General features: G+C 67.9%; 1 protein-coding gene. It reads left to right on the top strand.

The genetic code is table 11. The features are described from left to right. Positions 1-267 precede the first annotated feature (267 nt). Positions 268-1,149 carry a hypothetical protein gene (locus AWW66_RS32235; protein WP_157528348.1) on the top strand — a complete coding sequence of 294 codons (882 nt, stop codon included), beginning with the start codon at positions 268-270 and terminating at the stop codon, positions 1,147-1,149. The last annotated feature ends 10 nt before the right edge of the window (positions 1,150-1,159 follow it).

The raw sequence follows: 1,159 nt of genomic DNA, 5'->3' as shown, positions 1-1,159 counted from the left end.
TCCGGGTGTGTGTCGTGTCGGTTGGTGCGCGGCGAGGGGGGCGTGTCGGAGGGCATGTCTACAGGAGGCGCCTTCGGCCACCCGTCCAGCAACATCGTCGGTGGTATGTGGGACACCGGTGCCGTCCGCTGATCCGGCGGGGTCCGGCCGGACATCGGGTCGTCGGGTGGTGTCCGGTCGGACGCTCCGTCAGGTGCCGGACACGCCGGGGTCGTCGATACTCGCCGCATCGTAGTTTGCCGGGGAGGAACAATGTCCGACCGCAGCATGGCGTCTGAGCTCTCGTCGGTGCAGACGGTGGAGGGGCTGGCGGGGTGCATCCGTGACCTGTTGTCCCGCCACGGGAGTCTGTCCCTGCGGGAACTGGAGTCGTGGGGGATCGCGTACAACCGGCCGATGCCGCGGACGTCTCTGAGCGAGGCGCGTTCCGGGGTCCGGCCGCCCAGCAGGCAGCTCCTGCTCAACCTTCTCGCCGCCTGCGAGGTGCACGACGACCAGGAGGTCTCGGCGTGGCTTGACGCGCTCGACCGCATCCACAGATCGAAGGCGATCCAGACCCGCCAGCGGCGTCTCGGTGATCTCACGCAGCCCGTGTCCGCCAACCGGTTCTTCGCCGAACAGGACGACCTGATCGAGATTGCCCACCTGATTCAGCAGGCCCAGGACGAGGTGTGGCTGTGGGGGACGACCCTGGCGATGCACATCCCCTATCTCGATATCTACCTCGGTCAGGCACTGGCCCGCGACGTCCGGATCAAGGTCCTCCTGATCGACCCCGAGGGGGCGGCGATGTCCATGCTGGCCTTCCGAGCGGGGCCCGCGTGGGGCCGGCAGAGACTCGTAGAGCGACTGACCATCAACCTCGGGCTGCTCGAACGGCGACTGGAGCAGGGCGACGGTCTGGAGGTCCGCCTGGTCGACTACCTGCCCCCGTACACGCTGTACGCCTACGACCCCGGTCTGGACGACGGTTCGATGGAGCTTCGCCTCGGCTCCGTCGGTGGCAGGCACGAACTACGCCCCACCTTCCGGCTGATCCGCAAACGGGACGGGGAGTGGTTCGACTACTTCTACGAGCAGTTCACCAGCGTCTGGAACACCGCCGACCCGTACCGGAGTGGTCAGGTACCGGACGCCCCCGCCGGATAGCCGCGCACCG

The organism is Micromonospora rosaria (assembly GCF_001567585.1).
Lineage (GTDB): Bacteria > Actinomycetota > Actinomycetes > Mycobacteriales > Micromonosporaceae > Micromonospora > Micromonospora rosaria.
Note: the sequence above shows the minus strand (reverse complement) of the source record. Positions and strands in the feature narration are given on the sequence as shown.